This is a genomic window from Rhodococcus sp. NPDC003318 (genome assembly GCF_042879035.1).
GTDB lineage: Bacteria > Actinomycetota > Actinomycetes > Mycobacteriales > Mycobacteriaceae > Rhodococcus_G.
Window position 1 is genome coordinate 102839 of record NZ_JBIAOU010000013.1, and the last position, 19019, is coordinate 121857.

At 69.9% G+C, this 19019-nt stretch carries 22 protein-coding genes and 1 riboswitch; of the genes, 12 read left to right on the plus strand and 10 right to left on the minus strand.

The features are described 5' to 3' along the window. Positions 1-168 precede the first annotated feature (168 nt). Positions 169-561 (plus strand): hypothetical protein, encoded by a 393-nt coding sequence (locus tag ACFYVR_RS19600; RefSeq protein WP_387476180.1) that lies wholly within the window; start codon positions 169-171, stop codon positions 559-561. A 35-nt stretch (positions 562-596) separates the two neighbouring features. On the opposite strand, the gene ACFYVR_RS19605 is transcribed toward ACFYVR_RS19600, so the two are convergent. Further along, on the minus strand, positions 597-1178 hold the full coding sequence (locus ACFYVR_RS19605; protein WP_387476182.1) for a hypothetical protein: 582 nt from the start codon (positions 1176-1178) through the stop codon (positions 597-599). Between the two features lie 4 nt (positions 1179-1182). Then, positions 1183-1590 (minus strand): NUDIX domain-containing protein, encoded by a 408-nt coding sequence (locus ACFYVR_RS19610; RefSeq protein ID WP_387476184.1) that lies wholly within the window; start codon positions 1588-1590, stop codon positions 1183-1185. A gap of 189 nt (positions 1591-1779) precedes the next feature. On the opposite strand from ACFYVR_RS19610, the gene ACFYVR_RS19615 reads away from it, so the two are divergent. From ACFYVR_RS19615 to mnhG, 6 genes are read left to right on the plus strand one after another with little or no spacing between them, the layout of a single operon-like run. After that, complete coding sequence (locus ACFYVR_RS19615; RefSeq protein ID WP_387476186.1) at positions 1780-4623, plus strand: Na+/H+ antiporter subunit A; 2844 nt, start codon at positions 1780-1782, stop codon at positions 4621-4623. Continuing rightward, complete coding sequence (locus tag ACFYVR_RS19620; RefSeq protein ID WP_387476188.1) at positions 4620-5270, plus strand: Na(+)/H(+) antiporter subunit C; 651 nt, start codon at positions 4620-4622, stop codon at positions 5268-5270. Before ACFYVR_RS19615 ends, ACFYVR_RS19620 begins: the two co-directional genes overlap by 4 nt. After that, positions 5267-6895, plus strand: coding sequence for a Na+/H+ antiporter subunit D (locus tag ACFYVR_RS19625; RefSeq protein WP_387476190.1), 1629 nt, complete (start codon positions 5267-5269; stop codon positions 6893-6895). The genes ACFYVR_RS19620 and ACFYVR_RS19625 overlap by 4 nt, the downstream gene beginning before the upstream one ends. After that, the gene (locus ACFYVR_RS19630) at positions 6892-7455 is read left to right on the plus strand and encodes a Na+/H+ antiporter subunit E (protein WP_387476192.1); all 564 of its coding nucleotides are present in this window, start codon (positions 6892-6894) and stop codon (positions 7453-7455) included. Before ACFYVR_RS19625 ends, ACFYVR_RS19630 begins: the two co-directional genes overlap by 4 nt. Further along, on the plus strand, positions 7452-7712 hold the full coding sequence (locus ACFYVR_RS19635) for a monovalent cation/H+ antiporter complex subunit F (protein WP_387476194.1): 261 nt from the start codon (positions 7452-7454) through the stop codon (positions 7710-7712). Before ACFYVR_RS19630 ends, ACFYVR_RS19635 begins: the two co-directional genes overlap by 4 nt. Next, positions 7709-8053, plus strand: coding sequence for a monovalent cation/H(+) antiporter subunit G (mnhG, locus tag ACFYVR_RS19640; RefSeq protein WP_387476196.1), 345 nt, complete (start codon positions 7709-7711; stop codon positions 8051-8053). Before ACFYVR_RS19635 ends, mnhG begins: the two co-directional genes overlap by 4 nt. 10 nt (positions 8054-8063) lie before the next feature. On the opposite strand, the gene ACFYVR_RS19645 is transcribed toward mnhG, so the two are convergent. From ACFYVR_RS19645 to ACFYVR_RS19665, 5 genes are all read right to left on the minus strand, one after another. Then, positions 8064-9386, minus strand: a complete 1323-nt coding sequence (locus ACFYVR_RS19645; protein ID WP_387476198.1) for a DUF5933 domain-containing protein — start codon at positions 9384-9386, stop codon at positions 8064-8066. Positions 9387-9418: 32 nt separating this feature from the next. Further along, a complete protein-coding gene (locus tag ACFYVR_RS19650) occupies positions 9419-10543 on the minus strand; it encodes a glutamate--cysteine ligase (protein WP_387476200.1) in 1125 nt (374 codons plus the stop codon). Positions 10544-10657: 114 nt separating this feature from the next. Then, positions 10658-11335: a superoxide dismutase family protein gene (locus tag ACFYVR_RS19655; RefSeq protein WP_387476202.1), complete on the minus strand. Its 678-nt coding sequence runs from the start codon at positions 11333-11335 to the stop codon at positions 10658-10660. A 121-nt stretch (positions 11336-11456) separates the two neighbouring features. Then, positions 11457-12017: a LytR C-terminal domain-containing protein gene (locus ACFYVR_RS19660; protein ID WP_387476204.1), complete on the minus strand. Its 561-nt coding sequence runs from the start codon at positions 12015-12017 to the stop codon at positions 11457-11459. A gap of 48 nt (positions 12018-12065) precedes the next feature. Continuing rightward, the gene (locus tag ACFYVR_RS19665) at positions 12066-12392 is read right to left on the minus strand and encodes a DUF3263 domain-containing protein (protein ID WP_387476206.1); all 327 of its coding nucleotides are present in this window, start codon (positions 12390-12392) and stop codon (positions 12066-12068) included. Between the two features lie 253 nt (positions 12393-12645). Between ACFYVR_RS19665 and ACFYVR_RS19670 the strand changes: the two genes are divergently transcribed. The 3 genes from ACFYVR_RS19670 to ACFYVR_RS19680 all read left to right on the plus strand — a co-directional run bounded on the left by ACFYVR_RS19670 (position 12646) and on the right by ACFYVR_RS19680 (position 15164). Further along, entirely contained in the window at positions 12646-13236 is a 591-nt protein-coding gene (locus ACFYVR_RS19670) for a peptide deformylase (protein ID WP_387476208.1), read from the plus strand. Between the two features lie 82 nt (positions 13237-13318). After that, positions 13319-14242, plus strand: a complete 924-nt coding sequence (locus ACFYVR_RS19675; protein ID WP_387476263.1) for a GNAT family N-acetyltransferase — start codon at positions 13319-13321, stop codon at positions 14240-14242. A gap of 106 nt (positions 14243-14348) precedes the next feature. After that, positions 14349-15164: an exodeoxyribonuclease III gene (locus ACFYVR_RS19680; RefSeq protein ID WP_387476210.1), complete on the plus strand. Its 816-nt coding sequence runs from the start codon at positions 14349-14351 to the stop codon at positions 15162-15164. Positions 15165-15176: 12 nt separating this feature from the next. Here the strand turns inward: ACFYVR_RS19680 and ACFYVR_RS19685 are convergent, their stop codons facing one another. Together ACFYVR_RS19685 and ACFYVR_RS19690 are read right to left on the minus strand one after the other, a co-directional pair. Next, positions 15177-15566, minus strand: coding sequence for a GNAT family N-acetyltransferase (locus tag ACFYVR_RS19685; RefSeq protein ID WP_387476212.1), 390 nt, complete (start codon positions 15564-15566; stop codon positions 15177-15179). 121 nt (positions 15567-15687) lie between these two features. Then, positions 15688-16029, minus strand: a complete 342-nt coding sequence (locus tag ACFYVR_RS19690; protein ID WP_387476214.1) for a GNAT family N-acetyltransferase — start codon at positions 16027-16029, stop codon at positions 15688-15690. Positions 16030-16201: 172 nt separating this feature from the next. Further along, positions 16202-16329, plus strand: a riboswitch (TPP riboswitch). Here ACFYVR_RS19690 and thiC point away from each other — a divergent pair. After that, positions 16321-17961: a phosphomethylpyrimidine synthase ThiC gene (gene thiC / locus ACFYVR_RS19695; protein WP_387476215.1), complete on the plus strand. Its 1641-nt coding sequence runs from the start codon at positions 16321-16323 to the stop codon at positions 17959-17961. Its footprint overlaps the riboswitch before it by 9 nt. 11 nt (positions 17962-17972) lie before the next feature. Beyond that, positions 17973-18839, plus strand: coding sequence for a bifunctional hydroxymethylpyrimidine kinase/phosphomethylpyrimidine kinase (thiD, locus tag ACFYVR_RS19700; RefSeq protein WP_387476217.1), 867 nt, complete (start codon positions 17973-17975; stop codon positions 18837-18839). Here thiD and ACFYVR_RS19705 read toward each other — a convergent pair. After that, entirely contained in the window at positions 18827-19012 is a 186-nt protein-coding gene (locus ACFYVR_RS19705; RefSeq protein WP_387476219.1) for a hypothetical protein, read from the minus strand. The genes thiD and ACFYVR_RS19705 overlap by 13 nt on opposite strands. Between the last annotated feature and the right edge of the window lie 7 nt (positions 19013-19019).

Sequence of the window (19019 nt, forward strand, 5' to 3'; positions counted from 1 at the left end):
CCCGCACCGGGGGGGGGGCGTGGTGCCCGCTCTCTTGTGGGGTGTGCGCCGTTGTGGGCCCCCCCCCCCCCCCCCCGCCCCCCACCGCCCACCACTGGCGCGTCAGCGCCACCCCAGTCCTCCGAGTCCGTGATACGTTGCGGCACTGCCGAACCCGAAGGCCCTGGAATGGACGGGCACCCCGTTCGCCGGGCGCCCGTACCGGACGTCGGCCCGCTCGTGGAAGCGGCCCGCGAACCGCGCCGCCCGCACGTCCAGGTCGCTGACGCCCTCGGCGTACGGATGGTCGAGCTCGACGCGAGAGGTGGCGGCGTTCCAGTCGAGGGATCCCCGTCGATCCGGGTCGCGATCGCCTCGAAGGTGTTGCCACCCCGCACCTCCCGGATCTCCGTGACCTCGTGCAGCGGACGCACCGTGACGTTCCCCGTCGCCTCCGCACGCGGCAGGTGGTTGTGGTCGACGCTGTTCTCTGCGCCGGAGTTGATGCCGTGCGGAACCTCCGCGACGGAGATGGACTTGCGTCGGGTGTCTGCGATGACTGCCGAATCCAGTCCCGCGTGAGCAGCGCCACAGCGGTTTTCCGCCGAACGGGCCTCTCAGCCGCCGCCCGCCCACCGGTCCAGCAACGCCCGTCCTCGGGGGCTGATCCGGTATCCGACGTCGAGGCTCTCGGTCAGCCCCAGCTCCTTCAGGCGGCGCACCCTCTGCTTGAACGTCGGCCGGTCGAGCCCGACCACGGGTGCGAGTTCCGTCGAGACGACCGCGGGCCGCTCCGCGATCAGCCGCAGCGTCGCCTCGGTCCACGCGCCGTTCGCGTCCATCCGCGCCAACCGGCGGCGCAGCGCCTCGAGGTCGTCGTCCGTCAGTGCCGCGTCTTCCCGCAACGCCGCACGCGGGTCCGGGCCGGCGCGCCGCAACCGGATCCGGTAGAGGTTCGGGCCGTGCGCCTTTCTGTCGACGAAGACCAGCAGTGCGGCGGCGGAGTCGAATCCCGCCGCCCGCGCGTCGTCGTCCGTCACCTCGTCCGGTGCGATCTCCTCGACCGTGTCGAACGCGATCACCCCGACCGGGGTGCGCTGTCTGCCGCCCGCTCTGACCCGCGGCCGGTCCCACCGCCGGAAAGCCAGCGTCACGGCACCGGAGACGAGCCCGTCGAGTGTCGCGGCCGTGAAGATCACGTCGTCAGTCCACGAGCCCGCGGGAACGCAGGTGCTCGAACACCAACCGTGATCCGGGCGCCGATTCCGGCATCGCCGCGTACTCGTCGGCGGTGAAGTACCGCAGTTCCGCGATCTCGCTCGTCGCCGTCGGCTCGCTCGTCAGGTCGGCGAGGTAGCAGGTCATGTGGAGCCGGGTGCCGGGCGGATGCCCGAACGCCTCGGCCTCGAAGATCCCGAGTTCCTCGAGGGTGCCGCCCCGGATCCCGGCGTCGAGCTCCTCGCGAATCTCCCTGTGCAGAGCCTGTTCCGGCGTCTCCCCCGGGTCGATCTTCCCGCCGGCCATGTAGAACGCGGACTTGCCGGCGGACCGGGCCTGGAGCATGCGGCGGTCCTTGATGTGGGCGAGGGCGACGGTCCTGATCTCGGCCATTCACACAGGGTAGGGCGCTTCGTGCCGGTGCGCGCTCTCGGTGGGCGGAGCCACCGAAATCGCACACGGGTGGCGGAGCCGCCTGGTGACGAAAAGTGCGCATCCCCTAAACTGGACATCGGTCGCCCGGATACTCCCGGGCGTATCGACACCCCGCCGCCACCGGCACACGACCACGACGGAGTGCCCTTGCTCGCAATATTGTTCGCCCACGCACTCGCCGCCCTTCTGGCGCCTGCTGCCGTGCGAACAATGGGGCGCAACGCATTTCTGCCGCTGTCGCTGGTGCCCGCGGCGTCGCTGGTCTGGGTGATCGCGAACTGGAACACCGAGCAGTCACTGCACATCGCCTGGGCGCCCGGGCTGTCGATGGACATCGACATGCGGTTCGACTCCCTCGCCGCGATCATGTCCGCCCTGATCCTCGGCATCGGCACCCTGGTGCTGATCTACTGCTCGCGGTACTTCCAGAGCGACGAAACCCGGCTCGGGATCTTCGCCGCCGAGATGGTCGCGTTCGCCGGCGCCATGTTCGGTCTGGTCACCAGCGACAACATGCTGATCCTCTACACGTTCTGGGAACTGACGACGATCCTGTCGTTCCTGTTGGTCGGGCACTACGCCGAACGCGCGTCCAGTCGCCGCGCCGCCACCCAGGCCCTGCTGGTGACCACCGCGGGCGGCCTCGCGATGCTCGTCGGGTTCATCATTCTCGGCCAGGTCGGCGGCAGCTACCAACTCTCGGTGCTGCTCGCGAACCCACCGGGAGGCTGGGCCGCGGCGGTCGGTGTGGTGCTGGTCCTGGTCGGCGCCCTGTCCAAGTCGGCGATTGTCCCGATGCACTTCTGGCTGCCCGGCGCGATGGCCGCGCCGACACCGGTCAGCGCCTACCTGCACGCCGCGGCAATGGTCAAGGCGGGCATCTACCTGATCGCCCGGCTGGCACCCGGTTTCTCCGACTCCGCGCCGTGGCGCATCACCGTGCTCACCCTCGGACTCGCCACGATGCTCCTCGGCGGCTGGCGGGCGATGCGCGCCTTCGACCTCAAGCTGATCCTCGCCTTCGGCACCGTCAGCCAGCTGGGCTTCCTCACCATCCTGGTCGGTACCGGCACCCACGACGCAGCGCTCGCCGGTATCGCCCTGGTCGTCGCGCACGCGATGTTCAAGGCCGCACTGTTCATGGTGGTCGGCGTCATCGACCACACCACCGGTACCCGCGACATCCGCAAACTCGCGCACCTCGGCAAGGCGGCGCCGGTGCTGTGCGGGATCGCGGTCGCAGCGGCGGCGAGCATGGCCGGGCTGCCCCCGTTCTTCGGGTTCGTCGGCAAGGAAAGTGCGCTCGAGGCGATCGCGACGGCGTCCGTGCTCGACCCGACCGTCCGCAGCCTCGAGCTGGCGGGCATCGTGGCGGGCTCGATCCTCACCGTCGCGTACAGCATCCGTTTCGTCTGGGGTGCGTTCGGCCGCAAACAGCTGAAGCGGCCGAGCCCGGCGGTGGCGTCGATGCACACGCCGGGACCGCTGTTCCTGGCGTCGCCGGCGCTGCTCGCCGTCGCCGGTCTGGCCACCGGCCTCATCGCCCCGGTGATGGACACCCTGCTCAGCGCGTACGCGGACAGCCTCCCGAGCTACGGCCACGACTACCACCTCGCGTTGTGGCACGGGTTCGGGCTCGCCCTGTGGCTGACGATCCTGGTGGTCGTCGCCGGTGTCGGGCTGTACCTCGCGCACCGGTGGATCAGCCGGCTCCGGTTCGAACACCCGCCGCTGGGCAACGCCGAGCGGATCTACGACGCGACGCTGCGCGGCATGGACACCCTGTCGATGCGGTTGACCGGCACCACCCAGCGCGGTTCGCTTCCGCTGACGCAGGCGACGATCCTGGTCACCCTCGTGCTGCTCCCGACGATCCTGCTGGTCGCCGGCACGGACTCGGGGATGCGGCTGCACCTGTGGGAGTCGCCGATCCAGTTCGCGGTCGGCCTGATCATGATCGCCGCCGCGCTCGCCGCGACGGTGATGCGCAACCGGCTCGCCGCGGTCATCCTCGTCGGCGTCACCGGCTACGGCTGTGGTGTGATCTTCGCCCTCGACGGCGCACCGGACCTGGCCCTGACCCAGTTCCTCGTCGAGACCCTCACGCTGGTGATCTTCGTGCTGGTGCTGCGCAAGCTGCCCGCCGAGATCGACGAGCGTCAGTCCGTCGGGTTCAAGCCGGCGCGGGCGCTGCTCGGTGTGGCGGTGGGGGCGACGGTGACCGCGCTCGCCGCGGTCGCGATGACCGCCCGCTCCGCCGAGCCCATCTCCGTGCACATGCCGGACCTCGCCTACCACGTCGGCAACGGCAAGAACGTGGTCAACGTGCTGCTCGTCGACATCCGCGCCTGGGACACCCTCGGCGAGATCTCCGTGCTGCTCGTCGCCGCGACGGGCGTCGCGTCGCTGGTGTTCCGCACCCGCCGGTTCGGCACCGCCCCCCGCGTCGCGGACGTGCCCTCGTTCGAGCCGTCGCCGACCGAGACCACGTGGCTGCGCGGCGGCGACCTGATCGATCCGCGGCACCGCTCGCTGGTCCTCGAGGTCACCACCCGGATGATCTTCCCGACCATGATGGTGCTGTCGGTGTACTTCTTCTTCTCCGGGCACAACGCGCCGGGCGGCGGCTTCGCCGGCGGCCTCACCGCGGGCCTGGCGCTGGTACTGCGCTACCTCGCGGGCGGGCGGTACGAGCTCGGGGAGGCCGTTCCCATCGATGCCGGCAAGATCCTCGGCCTCGGTCTGATCTTCTCCGCGGGCACGGCGCTGACGTCGCTGTTCCTCGGTGCCCCCGCGTTGTCGTCGGCGACGATCGAGCTGACCCTCCCGGTGCTCGGCCACATCAAGCTGGTCACCGCGCTGTTCTTCGACCTCGGCGTGTACCTGATCGTCGTCGGACTCGTCCTCGACGTGCTGCGCAGCCTCGGTGCCCGACTCGACGCCGAGGTCGAGAACCGCCCCGAGACCGGGGAGCAGGTGCTGGTCCGGTGAGCGTGAACATCGGTTTCCTCGTCGTCATCGGCGTGCTCGTGTCGTGCGGCGTGTACCTGCTGCTGGAGCGGTCGATCACCAAGATGCTGCTCGGCCTGATGCTGTTCGGCAACGGCGTCAACCTGCTGATCCTCTCGGTCGGCGGCCCGCCCGGCAGCGCTCCGATCGTCGGCCGCACCAACGCCGTGTACGAGCGGATGGCCGACCCCCTCGCGCAGGCGATGATCCTGACCGCGATCGTCATCACGATGGGCATCGCCGCGTTCGTGATGGCGCTGGCGTACCGGTCCTACAAGATCAACACCAAGGACTCCGTCGACGACGACGCCGAGGACACCAAGGTCAAGCGTCGCCGGACCCCCGCGGAGGCCCCCGACCACGACCGTTCGGACGACCCGATCACCGGCGACTCCACGTTCGGCGGCGACGCCTTCGACGACAAGGGCAACCCCATCCCACTCGAACAGCTCACCAACCTCGAGGACCTCGAGGTGTACGAGGACCTGCGCGAAGGCGACTTCGACGAGTTCGATCCCGAAGGCGATGCCGAGCCCCGCGAGGCCCCGGTCGGTGCGTCCGGGGACGACGATCCGCGGGACGATCCCGACGCCGAGTCGGTGCCCACCCCGGGTGGTGATCGCCGATGACGATCTCCCCCGACGTGATGCAGACCCTGACACCGCTGCCGGTGCTGATCCCGATGCTCGCCGCCGCGGTGACACTGATCGGCGGTCGCCGTCCCCGGTTCCAGCGTGCGATCACGATGGCGGCGCTCGTCGCCGGGCTGACGGTCTCCGGTCTGCTGTTGTACCTCGCGGACCGGGACGGCACGTCCGCGCTGCAGGTCGGCGGTTGGGACTCCCCGATCGGCATCACCCTGGTCGTCGACCGGTTGTCGGCGATCATGCTGGTCGTCTCGTACGTCGTGCTGCTCGCCGTCATGGCGTTCGCCGTCGGGCAGGGTATCCACGACGGCACCGAACGGCAGCCGGTGTCGATCTTCCTACCCACCTACCTGGCGCTGACGGCGGGCATCTCCAACGCCTTCCTCGCCGGGGACCTGTTCAACCTGTACGTCGGGTTCGAGGTGCTGCTCGCGGCGTCGTTCGTGCTGCTGACCCTCGGTGCCAGCGCCGACCGGGTCCGCGCGGGCGTCTCGTACGTGATGGTGTCGATGGTGTCGTCGCTGATCTTCCTGATCGGCATCGCCCTCGCCTACGGCGCCACCGGCACCCTGAACATGGCGCAGATGGCGTTGCGGTTCGACGACATCCCGGACGGCACCCGGATGGCGATCTTCGGCGTCCTGCTCGTCGCGTTCGGCATCAAGGCGGCGGTGTTCCCGCTGTCGACCTGGTTGCCCGACTCCTACCCGACCGCGCCCGCCCCGGTGACCGCGGTGTTCGCGGGCCTGCTCACCAAGGTCGGTGTGTACGCGATCATCCGCGCCCACACGCTGCTGTTCCCGCAGGGCGAGCTGGACGACGTGCTGATGGTGTGCGGTCTGCTGACGATGATCGTCGGCATCCTCGGCGCCATCGCCCAGTCCGACATCAAACGACTGCTCTCGTTCACCCTGGTCAGTCACATCGGCTACATGGTGTTCGGCATCGCGCTGTCCACCCAGCAGGGCCTGTCGGGCGCGATCTACTACGTCGCGCACCACATCATCGTGCAGACGACACTGTTCCTCGTCGTGGGGCTCATCGAACGGCAGGCCGGATCGTCGTCGCTGCGCCGGCTCGGCAGTCTCGCCGCCGCCAGCCCGGTCCTGGCGGTCGTCTTCCTGATCCCGGCACTGAACCTCGGCGGGATCCCGCCGTTCTCCGGTTTCATCGGCAAGATCGCGCTGCTGCAGGCCGGCGCCGCCCACCCGAGCGTGCTGTCCTGGGTGCTGGTCGCCGGCGGCACCGCCACCAGCCTGCTGACGCTCTACGTCGTCGCCCGCGTCTGGACCAAGGCGTTCTGGCGGGCCCGCGCGGACGCCCCCGAGGGCGGCCTCGCCGACGTCAGCCCGTCCGCGCTGATCGACGAGTCGGAGGAGGACATCGCGTTCGTCGACCGTGAGGACGTCGGGCGGATGCCCGCGCTGATGCTGGGACCGACCATCGCCCTCGTCGGTGTCGGCGTCGCGCTGACGGTGTTCGCCGGCCAGATCATCGCGGTCACCGACCGGGCCGCGACCGATCTGCAGGACCGGTCGATCTACATCGACGCCGTCCTCGGTCCCGGGTACGTCGAACAGGCCACGGCGGCGGGAGGCGGACGATGACCCGGGAAGTCGCGCTGCGGGCCGGGACACTGGCCTGGCTGACCCTCGTCTGGATCCTGTTGTGGGGCAACGTCAGCGTCGCCAACATCGTCGGCGGGCTGATCGTCGCGATCCTCATCACCGTTCTGCTGCCGCTGCCGCGGGTGCCCGTCGAGGGACGCATCCACCCGTGGTCGATCGTGAAGCTGATCGGTCTGAGCCTCTGGTACGCGGCGCAGTCGAGCGCGCAGGTCGCGTGGCTGGCCGTGCGACCCGGACCTCCCCCGGTGACCGGGGTCCTGCGGTGCCGGCTGGCCATCAAGTCCGACCTCGTGCTCACCCTGTGCGTCGACGTGCTCAACCTGATCCCCGGCACCATGGTGCTCGAGGTCGACCAGGTCAAGCGCATGGTCTACGTCCACGTCCTCGACGTCAGCACCGACAGGGCGGTCCGGCAGTTCTACCGGACCGTTCGCCGGCTCGAGGCGCTGTTCATCGCGTCGTTCGAGCGGGACTCGGAGTGGACGCCGTCCCCGCTGCACGACGCCGTCGACCCCGCCGTCCGAAGGGAGCTCCCGTGACGACCGTTCTCGTGATCGCCGGGGTGATGTTGTCGGTCGCCGCGGTGCTGACCTCGTACCGCCTGCTCGCCGGCCCCGCCACCCTGGACCGGCTCGTCGCGATGGACACCCTCGTCGCGGTCGCGATCTGCGGGCTGGCGGTGTGGGCGACCTTCAGCATGGACACCACGCTGGTGCCGGCGATCGTCGCGCTCTCGCTGGTCGGTTTCGTCGGCTCGGTGTCGGTGGCCCGGTTCCGGGTGCGTGACGACCAGTGAGCACCGCACTCGACGTCCTCGCCGCCGTGTCGATCCTGCTCGGCGCGCTGCTCGCGATGACCGCCGCGATCGGCATCGTCCGCTTCCCCGACACCCTCTCGCGGATGCATGCCGCGACGAAGCCTCAGGTGGTCGGCCTGGTCCTGGTCCTCGCCGGGGCGGTGATCCGACTGCGCGGCAACGTCGACATCTGGATGCTCGTCCTCGTCGGCCTGTTCACACTGCTCACCGCGCCGGTGATCGCGCACACCGTCGGCCGGGTCGCGTATCGGGAGCAGCGCAGTCGCGACGGGATGGGCATCGTCGGCGATCTCGACGACCAGAGCCCACCCACGCGGTAGACCCGCCGCCTCACATACGGGCGAACTCGTCCTCGGGGCCGCGCCCCGCCAACCGGCCCAGCGTCGACTCGGGTGCCGCGAAGAACGTCGCGTGGAAGCCGACGACCACGGCGAGCATCATCCCGAGGATCACCGGCACCGACAGGAGCGGGACCGCGGCGATCGGACCGGCGAGGTAGCGGTAGCCCGTGAGGAGCGCGACGAACGCTGCGGTCCCGCTGCACACGAGCCGGATCCGGGACCGGTCCCAGCCCCGCTCCGGGTCCCGCAGACCGGACTCGATGGTGAGGCTGAGCACGACACCGGCGACGAGGTCGACACCGTAGTGGTAGCCGAAGCCGAGCGTCGCCGCCAGCGTGCAGACCAGCCACGCCGTGCCGCCCCACCGCAGCCAGAACGGTCCCCGCCGGGTGTGCACGAAGATCGCCAACGCCCACGCGGTGTGCAGGCTGGGCATGCAGTTGCGGGGTGCCGGCGAGTCGAACACGAACGACGCCGGGTCGGTGCCGGTCGGCAGGAGCGTCGGCCAGAAGTCGCCGAGCTGTGCGCCGTTCCCTTCGCCGCCGAAGGCGAAGTCGGGCCCGACGACCGGGAAGACGAGGTAGAACAGCGGGCCGATCATCCCGATCGCGAGGAAGGTCCGTACGAGGTGATGCGACGGCCAGCCGTTGCGGAGCTGGTAGAGGGCGACCGCGATCGCCGCGACGGGCAGCTGGATGTACACCCAGTGCAGGACGCCGTATCCGGCGGGGCCGAGCGCGTCGACGACCTGCCCCATCATCCACGAGGGCCGGCCGAACGCGCGGTCGGCGAGTTCGACGTACTGGTCGAGCACCGCGGGCCGGGTCATCACCGTGATCTGCAGCCAGACGTCGCCGATCTTGATCGCGACGGCCAGCATCGCACCGAGACCCGCGCCGAGCAGTGCGCTCCGGCGCAGGTCGCCGGTCCAGCGGACCGCGGCGACCGCGGCGATACCGAGCAGCACCCACGTCGGACCGTTGCCGACCGCGACGGGAGCACCGCCCAGCAGACGCGCCCCGAGGACCACCACGTCGATGCCGACGGCGACGGCCACGGCGATCAGCCGCTGCCGGTTGATCAGTCCGACGAGGCCGAGCGCCAGCGCCGCCCACGGCACGGACATCGACTTGGGCGTACCGACGAAGTCCCGGGTGAGCGACTGCAGCGGTCCCTCGAAGCCCGAGCGGGTGGCGACGAACTGCAGGAACACCAGGGCGACGGCCACAGCGAGGGTCGCGACGAGCGCGACGGGAAACGCCCCGTCCGCGCGTCGCCGGGGCGCGGAGACGGACGAGTCGTCGATCAGCACCTGTACATAGTAAACGGTGCGTGAACTGCGCCTTAACGCTTCAATTCGGCCACGAGGGAATCGACGACGGCGGTCAGGTCACCGCCGTTGTCCGCCGCGACGGCGCGTTGCCTCTGGTAGGACGCGCCGCGCCGCGGGATGTCGGCCACACGGGCCAGTTCGTCCGCACAACCGAGCTCGACCGCCAGCGGCGCCAGCTGCTCGAGCAGGTCGTCGAGGTCCTCGGTGACGAGCCGCTCGTTGCTGTCGGCGTCGAGGATGATCTCCGCGTCCAGGCCGTAGCGGGCGGCGCGCCACTTGTTCTCCTGCACGTGCCACGGCGGCATACCCGGCAGTTCGACCCCGGCCTCGAGCTGCCGGTCGAAGTGGACCACCAGGCAGTGGATCAGCGCCACCAGCGACTCGAGTTCGGCGCGGGTGGACACGCCGTCGCAGACCCGGACCTCGATCGTCCCCCACTGCGGAGCCGGCCGGATGTCCCAGTGCAGCGCGCCGAGCCGTTCGATGACGCCGGTCTTCATCTGGTCGTGCACGAACCCCTCGAACTGCGCCCACGTCTCGAACTGGAACGGCAGGCCGGCGGTCGGCAGCTGCTGGAACATCAGTGCCCGGTTGCTGGCGTATCCGGTGTCGGTGCCCGCCCACATCGGGGACGACGCCGACAGCGCGAGCAGGTGCGGATACTTCACCAGCAGCGCGTTGATGATGGGGAACACCTTGTGCGCCGACGACACCCCGACGTGGACGTGCACGCCCCAGATCAGCATCTGCCGTCCCCACCACTGGGTGCGGTTGATCATCTCGTCGTAGTGCGGGTTCGGTGTCACCTGCTGGGTGGACCACTGCGCGAAGGGGTGGGTGCCCGCACACATCAGTTCGACGTTCTCCCGCGCCGCGGCCCGGCGCAGCAACGCCATCGTCTCGCGCAGGTCGTCCATCGCCTCCGCGGTGGTCGCGCAGATCCCGGTGACGAGTTCGACGGTGTTCCGCAGGAACTCCTTGTGCAGCCGCGCCTCGTGGTCACCGGCCAACTCGTCCGCGGCGGCCAGCACCTGCGCAGCGGTGTTGGACAGGTCGCGCGTGGTCGGGTCGACGAGCGCGACCTCCCACTCGACGCCGATCGTTGGCCGGGGCGAACCGGCGAAGTGCACTGCCACAGCGGAATCCAATCACAGAGAGACGACGACGGCGCCGCGACCGGAACCGGCCGGGGGCCTGGTCGTCCGGTCGCGGCGCCGCGACGAAAGGAGGGTGTTACTCGATCACACCTGTTACTTGATCACACCGCAGGCGACTCGCGCACCGGCGTCACCGGTGTCGAGGGTGGTCTGATCGGGTGCCGGCGCGTACCGGGTGGGGATGTTGGCGAAGTTGTCGGCACCGGCGTGCACGACGATCGCCCGGCCGTCACCGTGGTTCTGCAGGTCCTCGATGGTGAACGCGTCGGTGGTGGTGGTCAGGTTCCCGGTGCCGTTCTGTCCCACGAACAGCGACGGCAGGTCGCCGCTGGCCGGGTGGCCGGTGTGACCCTCGACCTGGAGGTGCCCGCCCGCGGAGGTGAAGTCGCCCTCACAGGTGCCGACCGAGTGGATGTGCAGTCCGTGGAAACCGGGCGCGAGACCGTTCGCGGCGACCGTGACGACAACGCCGTCGCCGGAGCCGACGAAGGTCGCGGTGCCGGCAGCCTTGCCGTCCGCACCCTGCAGAACGACGTTGATCCGCTCGACATGCTCGGAGCTGCCGGAGGTGCCCTCGCTGTGCTCGCCCGCCGGTGCCGCGGCTCCGGTCCAGACCGCCGGAGTGGTGCCCTCGACGTCGCTCGCCTCCTGGTTGGGCGGGCTGCACGCGGTCAGGCCCGCTGCCGCGATCGCAACCATCGGGGTGACCACGCGCAGGGAAACGCGGCGGGACCGGGTCGTCTGCGAATCGCGTCGGGTAAGCAAGGCCATCAAACCGCTCCTTCGAGATGGGCTGGAAGTGCACTGATCATAGCCAGCCGGAGTTGCCGGCCGACCGGTGGTCTACGACGGGGCATAGTTGACGTGCGCGCGGCACGCGGACGGGACTTCCCTAGGGCGAGGTGACGATGACGATCACGCCCGGGGAGGCAGTGGCGATACCGGAGAAGCGCTGTTCGGAGACGATCCCGAGCTCGTCGGCGATCTCCTGCGCGGCCTGCTTCTCCGCCGCCGAGCCGGCGCTGTAGTAAACGGTGGTCCGGGAGACGTTGCCGGTGCTGTAGTTGCCGGTCTCCGACACCGTCCACCCGCCCGATTCGAGGGTGCTCGCCGTCTCCGCGGCGAGCCCGCTGACGGTGCTGTTGTTGAACACGCGGACCGAGACCGACGAGCGGTCGACGGTGCCGCTCGACGCCGACTGGGAGCTTGCCGCGGCGAGCGGGACGGCACTGGCGGCGGGCGTGGTCGTCGTCGGCCGGGCCGACGCACCGGGGCTGTTGGGAACGGCCGACACGGGGGCGACACCGGGTACGACCTCGGTGGCCCGGGATTCGGCGTCCGAGTTGGACAGGCTCATCGCACCGATACCCGCGAACGCGATCGCGAGGGCGATGAGGACCATCGCGAGCGCGCGCAGGGGCGGTCCCGACGATGCTGGCTGCGGGGTGCTCACTGTCTCGACCTTACGGGTCCGCGCATGGTTGCCGGCATCCGACATCCCCTAGGTGACGTCGAACCCGAGCCGGCGTGCCGCGCGTGCCTTCTGCCTGCTCGCCCGCAGGCGGCGCAGACGTTTGACCAGCATCGGGTCCGCGGCGAGGGCTTCCGGACGGTCCACGAGGCCGTTGAGAACCTGGTAGTAGCGGGTCGCGGACATCCCGAAGAGCTCCTTGATGGCGTCCTCCTTGGCGCCCGCGTACTTCCACCACTGCCGCTCGAAGGCGAGAATGTCGTGGTCGCGGCGAGTGAGGCCGTCCTCCCCGACCTCGTTCGCGTCCTGCAGGTCGGTCGGCTCCGAATTCCGGCTACGCGCGGCTGCGCCGTCCATCTCACTCCTCAACGTCGAGCTCCCGCCCAGGCTCAGCGAAGCCAAAAACTCCCCGTCCGCCCGGTCGGCTCCGCGGACCGGGCGGCGAATTACAACCGTGTGCTCCGGATATTCAACCACGGTCCCCCGACAGGATCGCCGGTTCCAACGGGCGCGTCGTTCGGCGGTTCACCCGCCGGTTGCCCCGACCGTCAGCGGGTTCGCCGACCACCGGGGACGGACCCCGCGGCGAGTCCCACTATTCTCTGTGACCATGGCTATTCTTCCGATCCGGATCGTGGGCGACCCGGTGCTGCACGAGCCGACCCAGCCGGTGACGCAGCCCCTGTCCGAGGTGGCGGAGCTCGTCTCCGACATGTACGACACCATGGACGCCGCGAACGGGGTCGGGCTGGCCGCCAACCAGGTCGGTGTCGGCCTGCGTCTGTTCGTCTACGACTGCCCCGACTACGACTCCGATCGGGACGGTGCCCGCCGCCGCGGCGAGGTGATCAACCCCGTTCTCGAGACGTCGGAGATCCCGGAGACCATGCCGGATCCGGAGGACGACGACGAGGGCTGCCTGTCCGTGCCCGGTGAGCAGTTCCCGACCGGCCGGGCGACCTGGGCGAAGGTCACGGGCGTCGACGCGAACGGCGATCCGGTCGAGATCGAGGGCACCGGTTTCTTCGCGCGGATGCTGCAGCACGAGGTCGGGCACCTGGACGGTTTCCTCTACACGGACGTGCTGATCGGCAGGCACGCCCGCGCCGCGAAGAAGATCATCAAGCGGTCCGGCTGGGGCGTTCCGGGCCTGAGCTGGGTTCCGGGCACGGTGGAGGATCCGTTCGGACACGATGACTGACGTCCCCGCCGGGGACGAACACGACGCGCAGACCGTCCGCATCGCGGCGGCGGGACACCGCCCGCCGCGCCCGGGCAACCGCGTGGTCCTGCGGTACAAGTTGCCGCCGGGGTATCCGCAGCCGCTGACCGACATCATCGGGGAGCTCGTCGCCCTGTCACCCGCCGTGGTGGTCCGGGCGCCGGACGGACGCGTCGTGCAGGTGTCTGCGGACCAGGTCGTCGCGCTCAAGACACTGGGCGCGCGTCCGGTGGCGTCCCGGGAGATCCGCGCGCTCGAACTGGCCGCGGCGGACGCCTGGCCGGGCACCGAGCAGACCTGGATCGACGGGTGGTTGCTGCGGTACGGCGACGGTTTCACCCGCCGGGCCAATGCGGCGGCGCCGCTGGGTCGGGCGCACCGGATCGGCGACCTGTACTCCGGTGAGACCCTCGAACGGTTGCGGGCGTGGTACGCCGAGCGGGGCCGGGCGCTGACGCTGCTGCTGCCGGACCGGCTCGGCACGGCACCCGAGGGCTGGACCACGGGTGGCGAGACGCTGGTCATGGCCGCCGACATCGGCAATCTCACCCTGCCCGACGGCACCTCGATCGTCGAGGTGACCGATCGGCCGGGCCCCGACTGGTTGGCGTCCTACCACTATCGCGGTGCGCTACTTCCGGAGCCGGCCCTCGCGGTGCTCTCGGCCGTCCGCGACGGCCGGGTCGCGTTCGGCGCGGTGCGCGGCGGAGCCGAGACGCTGGCGATCACCCGCGCAGCGATCACCGACGCCCCGGACGACCGCCGGTGGGTCGGGCTGGCGGCGGTCGAGGTGGCGCAGGCGCACCGACGTCGCGGGCTCGGGTTCCTGATCTGCGGGGAGATGATCCGCTGGGGCCGCGACCGCGGGGCGACCCACACCTACGTCCAGGTCGAGGAGGACAACGCCGGCGCGATCGCGCTCTACCGCGCCCTCGGGTTCGTCGACCACCACCGCTACCGGTACGCCACCGCACCCACCCCCTGACCCCCACCCCCTTTCGGCTGAAGGCGCCCTTCGTGCGGCCTGATCGCACGAAGGGCACCTTCACCCGGTGGGGTTCGGTGTCGTGGGGCCGAACTACGCTGCGGGCATGCGATTGGCGACGTGGAATGTGAACTCGGTGCGGGCCCGGACCGACCGGGTGGTGGACTGGTTGACGCGGACCGAGACGGACGTCCTGGCGATTCAGGAGACCAAGTGCCGTGACGACCAGTTCCCGACCGAACGCTTCACCGACCTCGGCTACGAGGTCGCGCATGTCGGACTGAGCCAGTGGAACGGTGTCGCGATCATCTCCCGGGTCGGACTCGAGGACGTGCAGGTCGGGTTCGAGGGCCAGCCGGGATTCGCGAAGGCGGCCGCGGACACCCTCGACCTCGCGACGCCGGTCGTGGAGGCCCGCGCGATCGGCGCGACGTGTGGCGGAGTGCGGGTCTGGAGCCTGTACGTGCCGAACGGCCGCGAGTTGGCGGACCCGCACTACGCGTACAAGCTGGACTGGTTGGCGACGCTGCGGGACGATGCCGCGAAATGGCTGGCTGACGACCCGAACGCGCAGATCGCGCTGGTCGGCGACTGGAACGTCGCGGCCACCGACGAGGACGTGTGGGATCCGGCGCTGTTCGTGGGCAAGACGCACACCTCGCAGCCGGAACGCGACGCGTTCTTCGCATTCGAGGAGATCGGGTTCACGGAGGTGACGCGTCAGCACACCCCCGGCCCCGGCGTGTACACCTACTGGGACTACACGCAGCTGCGGTTCCCGAAGCGACAGGGCATGCGCATCGACTACCAGTTCGCCTCGCCGGCGCTCGCCGCGCGGGTCACCTCCGCGTCGATCGACCGGGACGAGCGAAAGGGCAAGGGTGCCAGCGACCACGCCCCGGTCGTCGTCGAGCTGAGCTGAGCGCGCGACGCGTCACGGCGCGTCGTCGACCAGGGTGAGGTACTCGGTGTGGGTGCCGAGGTAGCGCTGCACGTACGTGCACACCGGGTGCACTCGCCACCGCCGGACCCGTGCCTCCTCGAGCACCTCGTGGACGAGGACGGCCGCCCACCCGCGGCCGCCGTGCTCCTCTTTGATCACGGTGTGCATCAGTGCGACGCGGCAGCCGTCCTCCGGCGCGCCGTCGACGCCGCCGACGCCGCCGACGCCGAGGCAGCGGTACCCGAGGATCCCGACCAGTTCGTCGTCGACCCACAGGTCGAAACGCGAGTGCGCGGGATCGTCCTCGACCTGCGCCCGGGCGGGATCGGCGCGCCGCACCGTGACGGGTGCGCGCACCGGACCGTTGTGCCTTCTGAACATGTCGTTCATGCAAGCAGCCGGCCCGCCGCGGCACCGCCCGCACAGCGCGGTGGAGACAAGTTGTCGCCCATCCTTCGTCGAATCGTGGCCGAATCGCCGCCCGGGGGTCAAGTAGGCGTCGTCACACCGCGACGAGCATGTCGCGGTACTCGGGGTGGGCGGCGACGAACCGCTGCACGTAGGTGCAGACCGGGCGGACCCGCCACCCGTAGCGACGGGCCGCGTCGAGCGCTCCCCGCACTATCACGGCGGCGAGTCCGCGATGACCGAAGTCCTCCACGATCACGGTGTGCAGGAACGAGACGATGGGTGCGCCACGCCGGTGCTGCGCGCCGGTGGAACCGCTGTTCGCATCGATGTCGTAGTAGCCGAGGATGCCGACGAGGTCGCCGTTCAGCCACAACTCGAAGCGACTCTGGGACGCATTGTTCGCCACCTCCGCAGTCGGCGTATCCGCAATCATCAGCCTCTCCCTACACCCGTAACAAAATGTGATGCACGCCACTATAGGTGCGGTGTCGCGGCGGGCAACAGGGCTACCCGGAAATTGCCGACCGGACGGCGCCCGAACCGGCCCGCAACCGCCCCCCACTGGCGGTCGCGCGCGACAGCCCGCTATGGTCTCGGGCGACAACTCAACAACCCACGGGGGCTCGCACCAGCGGGCTGAGAGGACGGCTAGCTCTTCGTCGAGCGCTCAGGGCCGTCGACCGTATGAACCTGACCGGGTAATGCCGGCGTAGGGAGATTCTCGATGAGGCACACCTCTGTCACCACCGAGCCGTCCGTCACCACCGGGCCGATCGAGGGGAGCAGCAAGCAGTACCTGGACGTCGACGGGCTGTCGGTCCCGGTCCGGCGCGTCCACCTGACCACCGGGGCACACCTGGACCTGTACGACACCTCCGGCCCGTACACCGACACGAACGCGACGATCGACCTGGAAGCGGGCCTGCCGCCGGTGCGCTCGGCGTGGCCGCGCCCCGCGGGCGCCACCACGCAGCTGGGCTGGGCACGCGCCGGTGTCGTGACCGACGAGATGCGCTATTGCGCTGCCCGCGAAGGTGTTTCACCCGAAGTCGTGCGCGAGGAGGTAGCCGCGGGTCGCGCGGTGATCCCGGCCAACCGCCGCCACCCCGAGCTCGAACCGATGGTGATCGGCAAGCGGTTCGCCGTCAAGGTGAACGCGAACATCGGCAACTCGGCGGTCAGTTCGTCGATCGCCGAGGAGGTCGAGAAGATGGTGTGGGCGACCCGCTGGGGCGCCGACACCATCATGGACCTGTCCACCGGGAAGAACATCCACGAGACCCGGGAGTGGATCCTGCGCAACTCCCCCGTGCCGGTGGGCACGGTGCCGATCTACCAGGCACTCGAGAAGGTCGGCGGGGATCCGACCAAGCTGACGTGGGAGTTGTACCGGGACACCGTGATCGAGCAGTGCGAGCAGGGCGTCGACTACATGACCGTCCACGCCGGTGTGCTGCTGCGGTACGTACCGCTCACCGCGAAGCGGGTCACCGGGATCGTCTCCCGCGGCGGCTCGATCATGGCGGCCTGGTGTCTCGCACACCACCGGGAGTCGTTCCTGTACACGCACTTCGAGGAACTCTGCGAGATCCTCGCGCGCTACGACGTGACGTTCTCGCTCGGCGACGGACTGCGTCCCGGGTCGATCGCGGATGCCAACGACGAGGCCCAGTTCGCCGAACTGCGCACCCTCGGCGAACTCACCACGATCGCGAAATCACATGGCGTGCAGGTGATGATCGAGGGACCGGGCCACGTGCCGATGCACAAGATCGTCGAGAACGTGCGACTCGAGGAGGAGTGGTGCGAGGAGGCGCCGTTCTACACCCTCGGACCGCTCGCCACCGACATCGCGCCCGCCTACGACCACATCACGTCGGCGATCGGTGCCGCGATGATCGCCCAGGCCGGGACCGCGATGCTCTGCTACGTCACCCCGAAAGAGCATCTGGGACTGCCGAACCGGGACGACGTGAAGGTCGGCGTCATCGCGTACAAGATCGCCGCGCACGCGGCGGACCTGGCCAAGGGCCACCCCCGGGCGCAGGAACGTGACGACGCGCTGTCGACGGCGCGCTTCGAGTTCCGCTGGCACGACCAGTTCGCGCTGTCGCTCGACCCGGACACCGCCCGCGAGTACCACGACGAGACGCTGCCCGCCGAGCCGGCGAAGACCGCGCACTTCTGCTCGATGTGCGGCCCGAAGTTCTGCTCGATGCGCATCTCGGCGGACGTCCGCGCCTACGCGGAGGAGCACGGGCTCACCGACGCGGTGGCGTTGGAGGCGGGCATGGCGGAGAAGTCCGCGGAGTTCGCGGGCAGCGGAAGCCAGGTGTACCTGCCCGTCGTTCCCACGGGTCGTTAGGCTCACCGGTTGTGAAGCTGCTGCCGCTGACCCCCGATGGTCAGACTCCCGTTCGCGTCCTCACCATCGCCGGAACCGACTCCGGCGGCGGTGCGGGCATCCAGGCCGATTCGCGCACGATGGCGCTGCTCGGCGTGCACGCCTGCGTCGCGGTCGCGGCCGTGACCGTACAGAACTCGGTGGGGGTCAGCGGTTTTCACGAGATTCCGCCGCAGGTGGTCGCGGACCAGGTGCGGTGCGTCGTCGAGGACATCGGGGTGAGCGCCGCGAAGACCGGGATGCTGGCGTCGACCGCGATCATCGAGTCGGTCGCGCAGGTGTGCGGCGAGGTCGGCATCGGCCGGGGCACCCCGGTGCCGCTGGTCGTCGATCCGGTGTGCGCGTCGATGCACGGTGATCCGCTCCTGCACGAGGAGGCCCTGGACGCGGTCCGGCACACGCTGATCCCGCTGGCGTCGCTCGTCACCCCGAATCTCGACGAGGTCCGGCTGATCACCGGCATCGAGGTGGTCGACGACGCGACGGCGCGGCGGGCGGCGGAGGCGCTGCACGGACTGGGTGCGCAGTGGGCACTGGTCAAGGGCGGGCATCTGCGCACGTCGACCGAGTCGACGGACCTGCTGTTCGACGGGGAGCGTTTCCACGAGTTCACCAGTCCCCGCATCGACACCGGCAACGACCACGGCGGCGGCGACACCCTCGCCGCGTCGATCGCGTCCGCCCTCGCGCACGGGTACCCGATGCCCGACGCCGTCGAGTTCGGGAAGCAGTGGGTCACGCGCTGCCTCGCCGCGTCGTACGACCTCGGGGCGGGGCACGGGCCCGTCTCCCCGCTGTGGCGCCTGCACACGGACGCCGCGGACGGTCAGCGCGAATAGTCCCTGAAGGTCATCACGGCACCGACCAGGATCACCATGGCAGCGACGAGGTAGACCGCGATCCGGAACCAGTAGGGACCGACCCCGTAGTAGTTCACGGCGAACGCGCCGAGCATCGAGGCCAGGATCAGAACGATTCCGTAGAAGGGTGTTCGCTGTTCCCGATCAACCATGCATCCA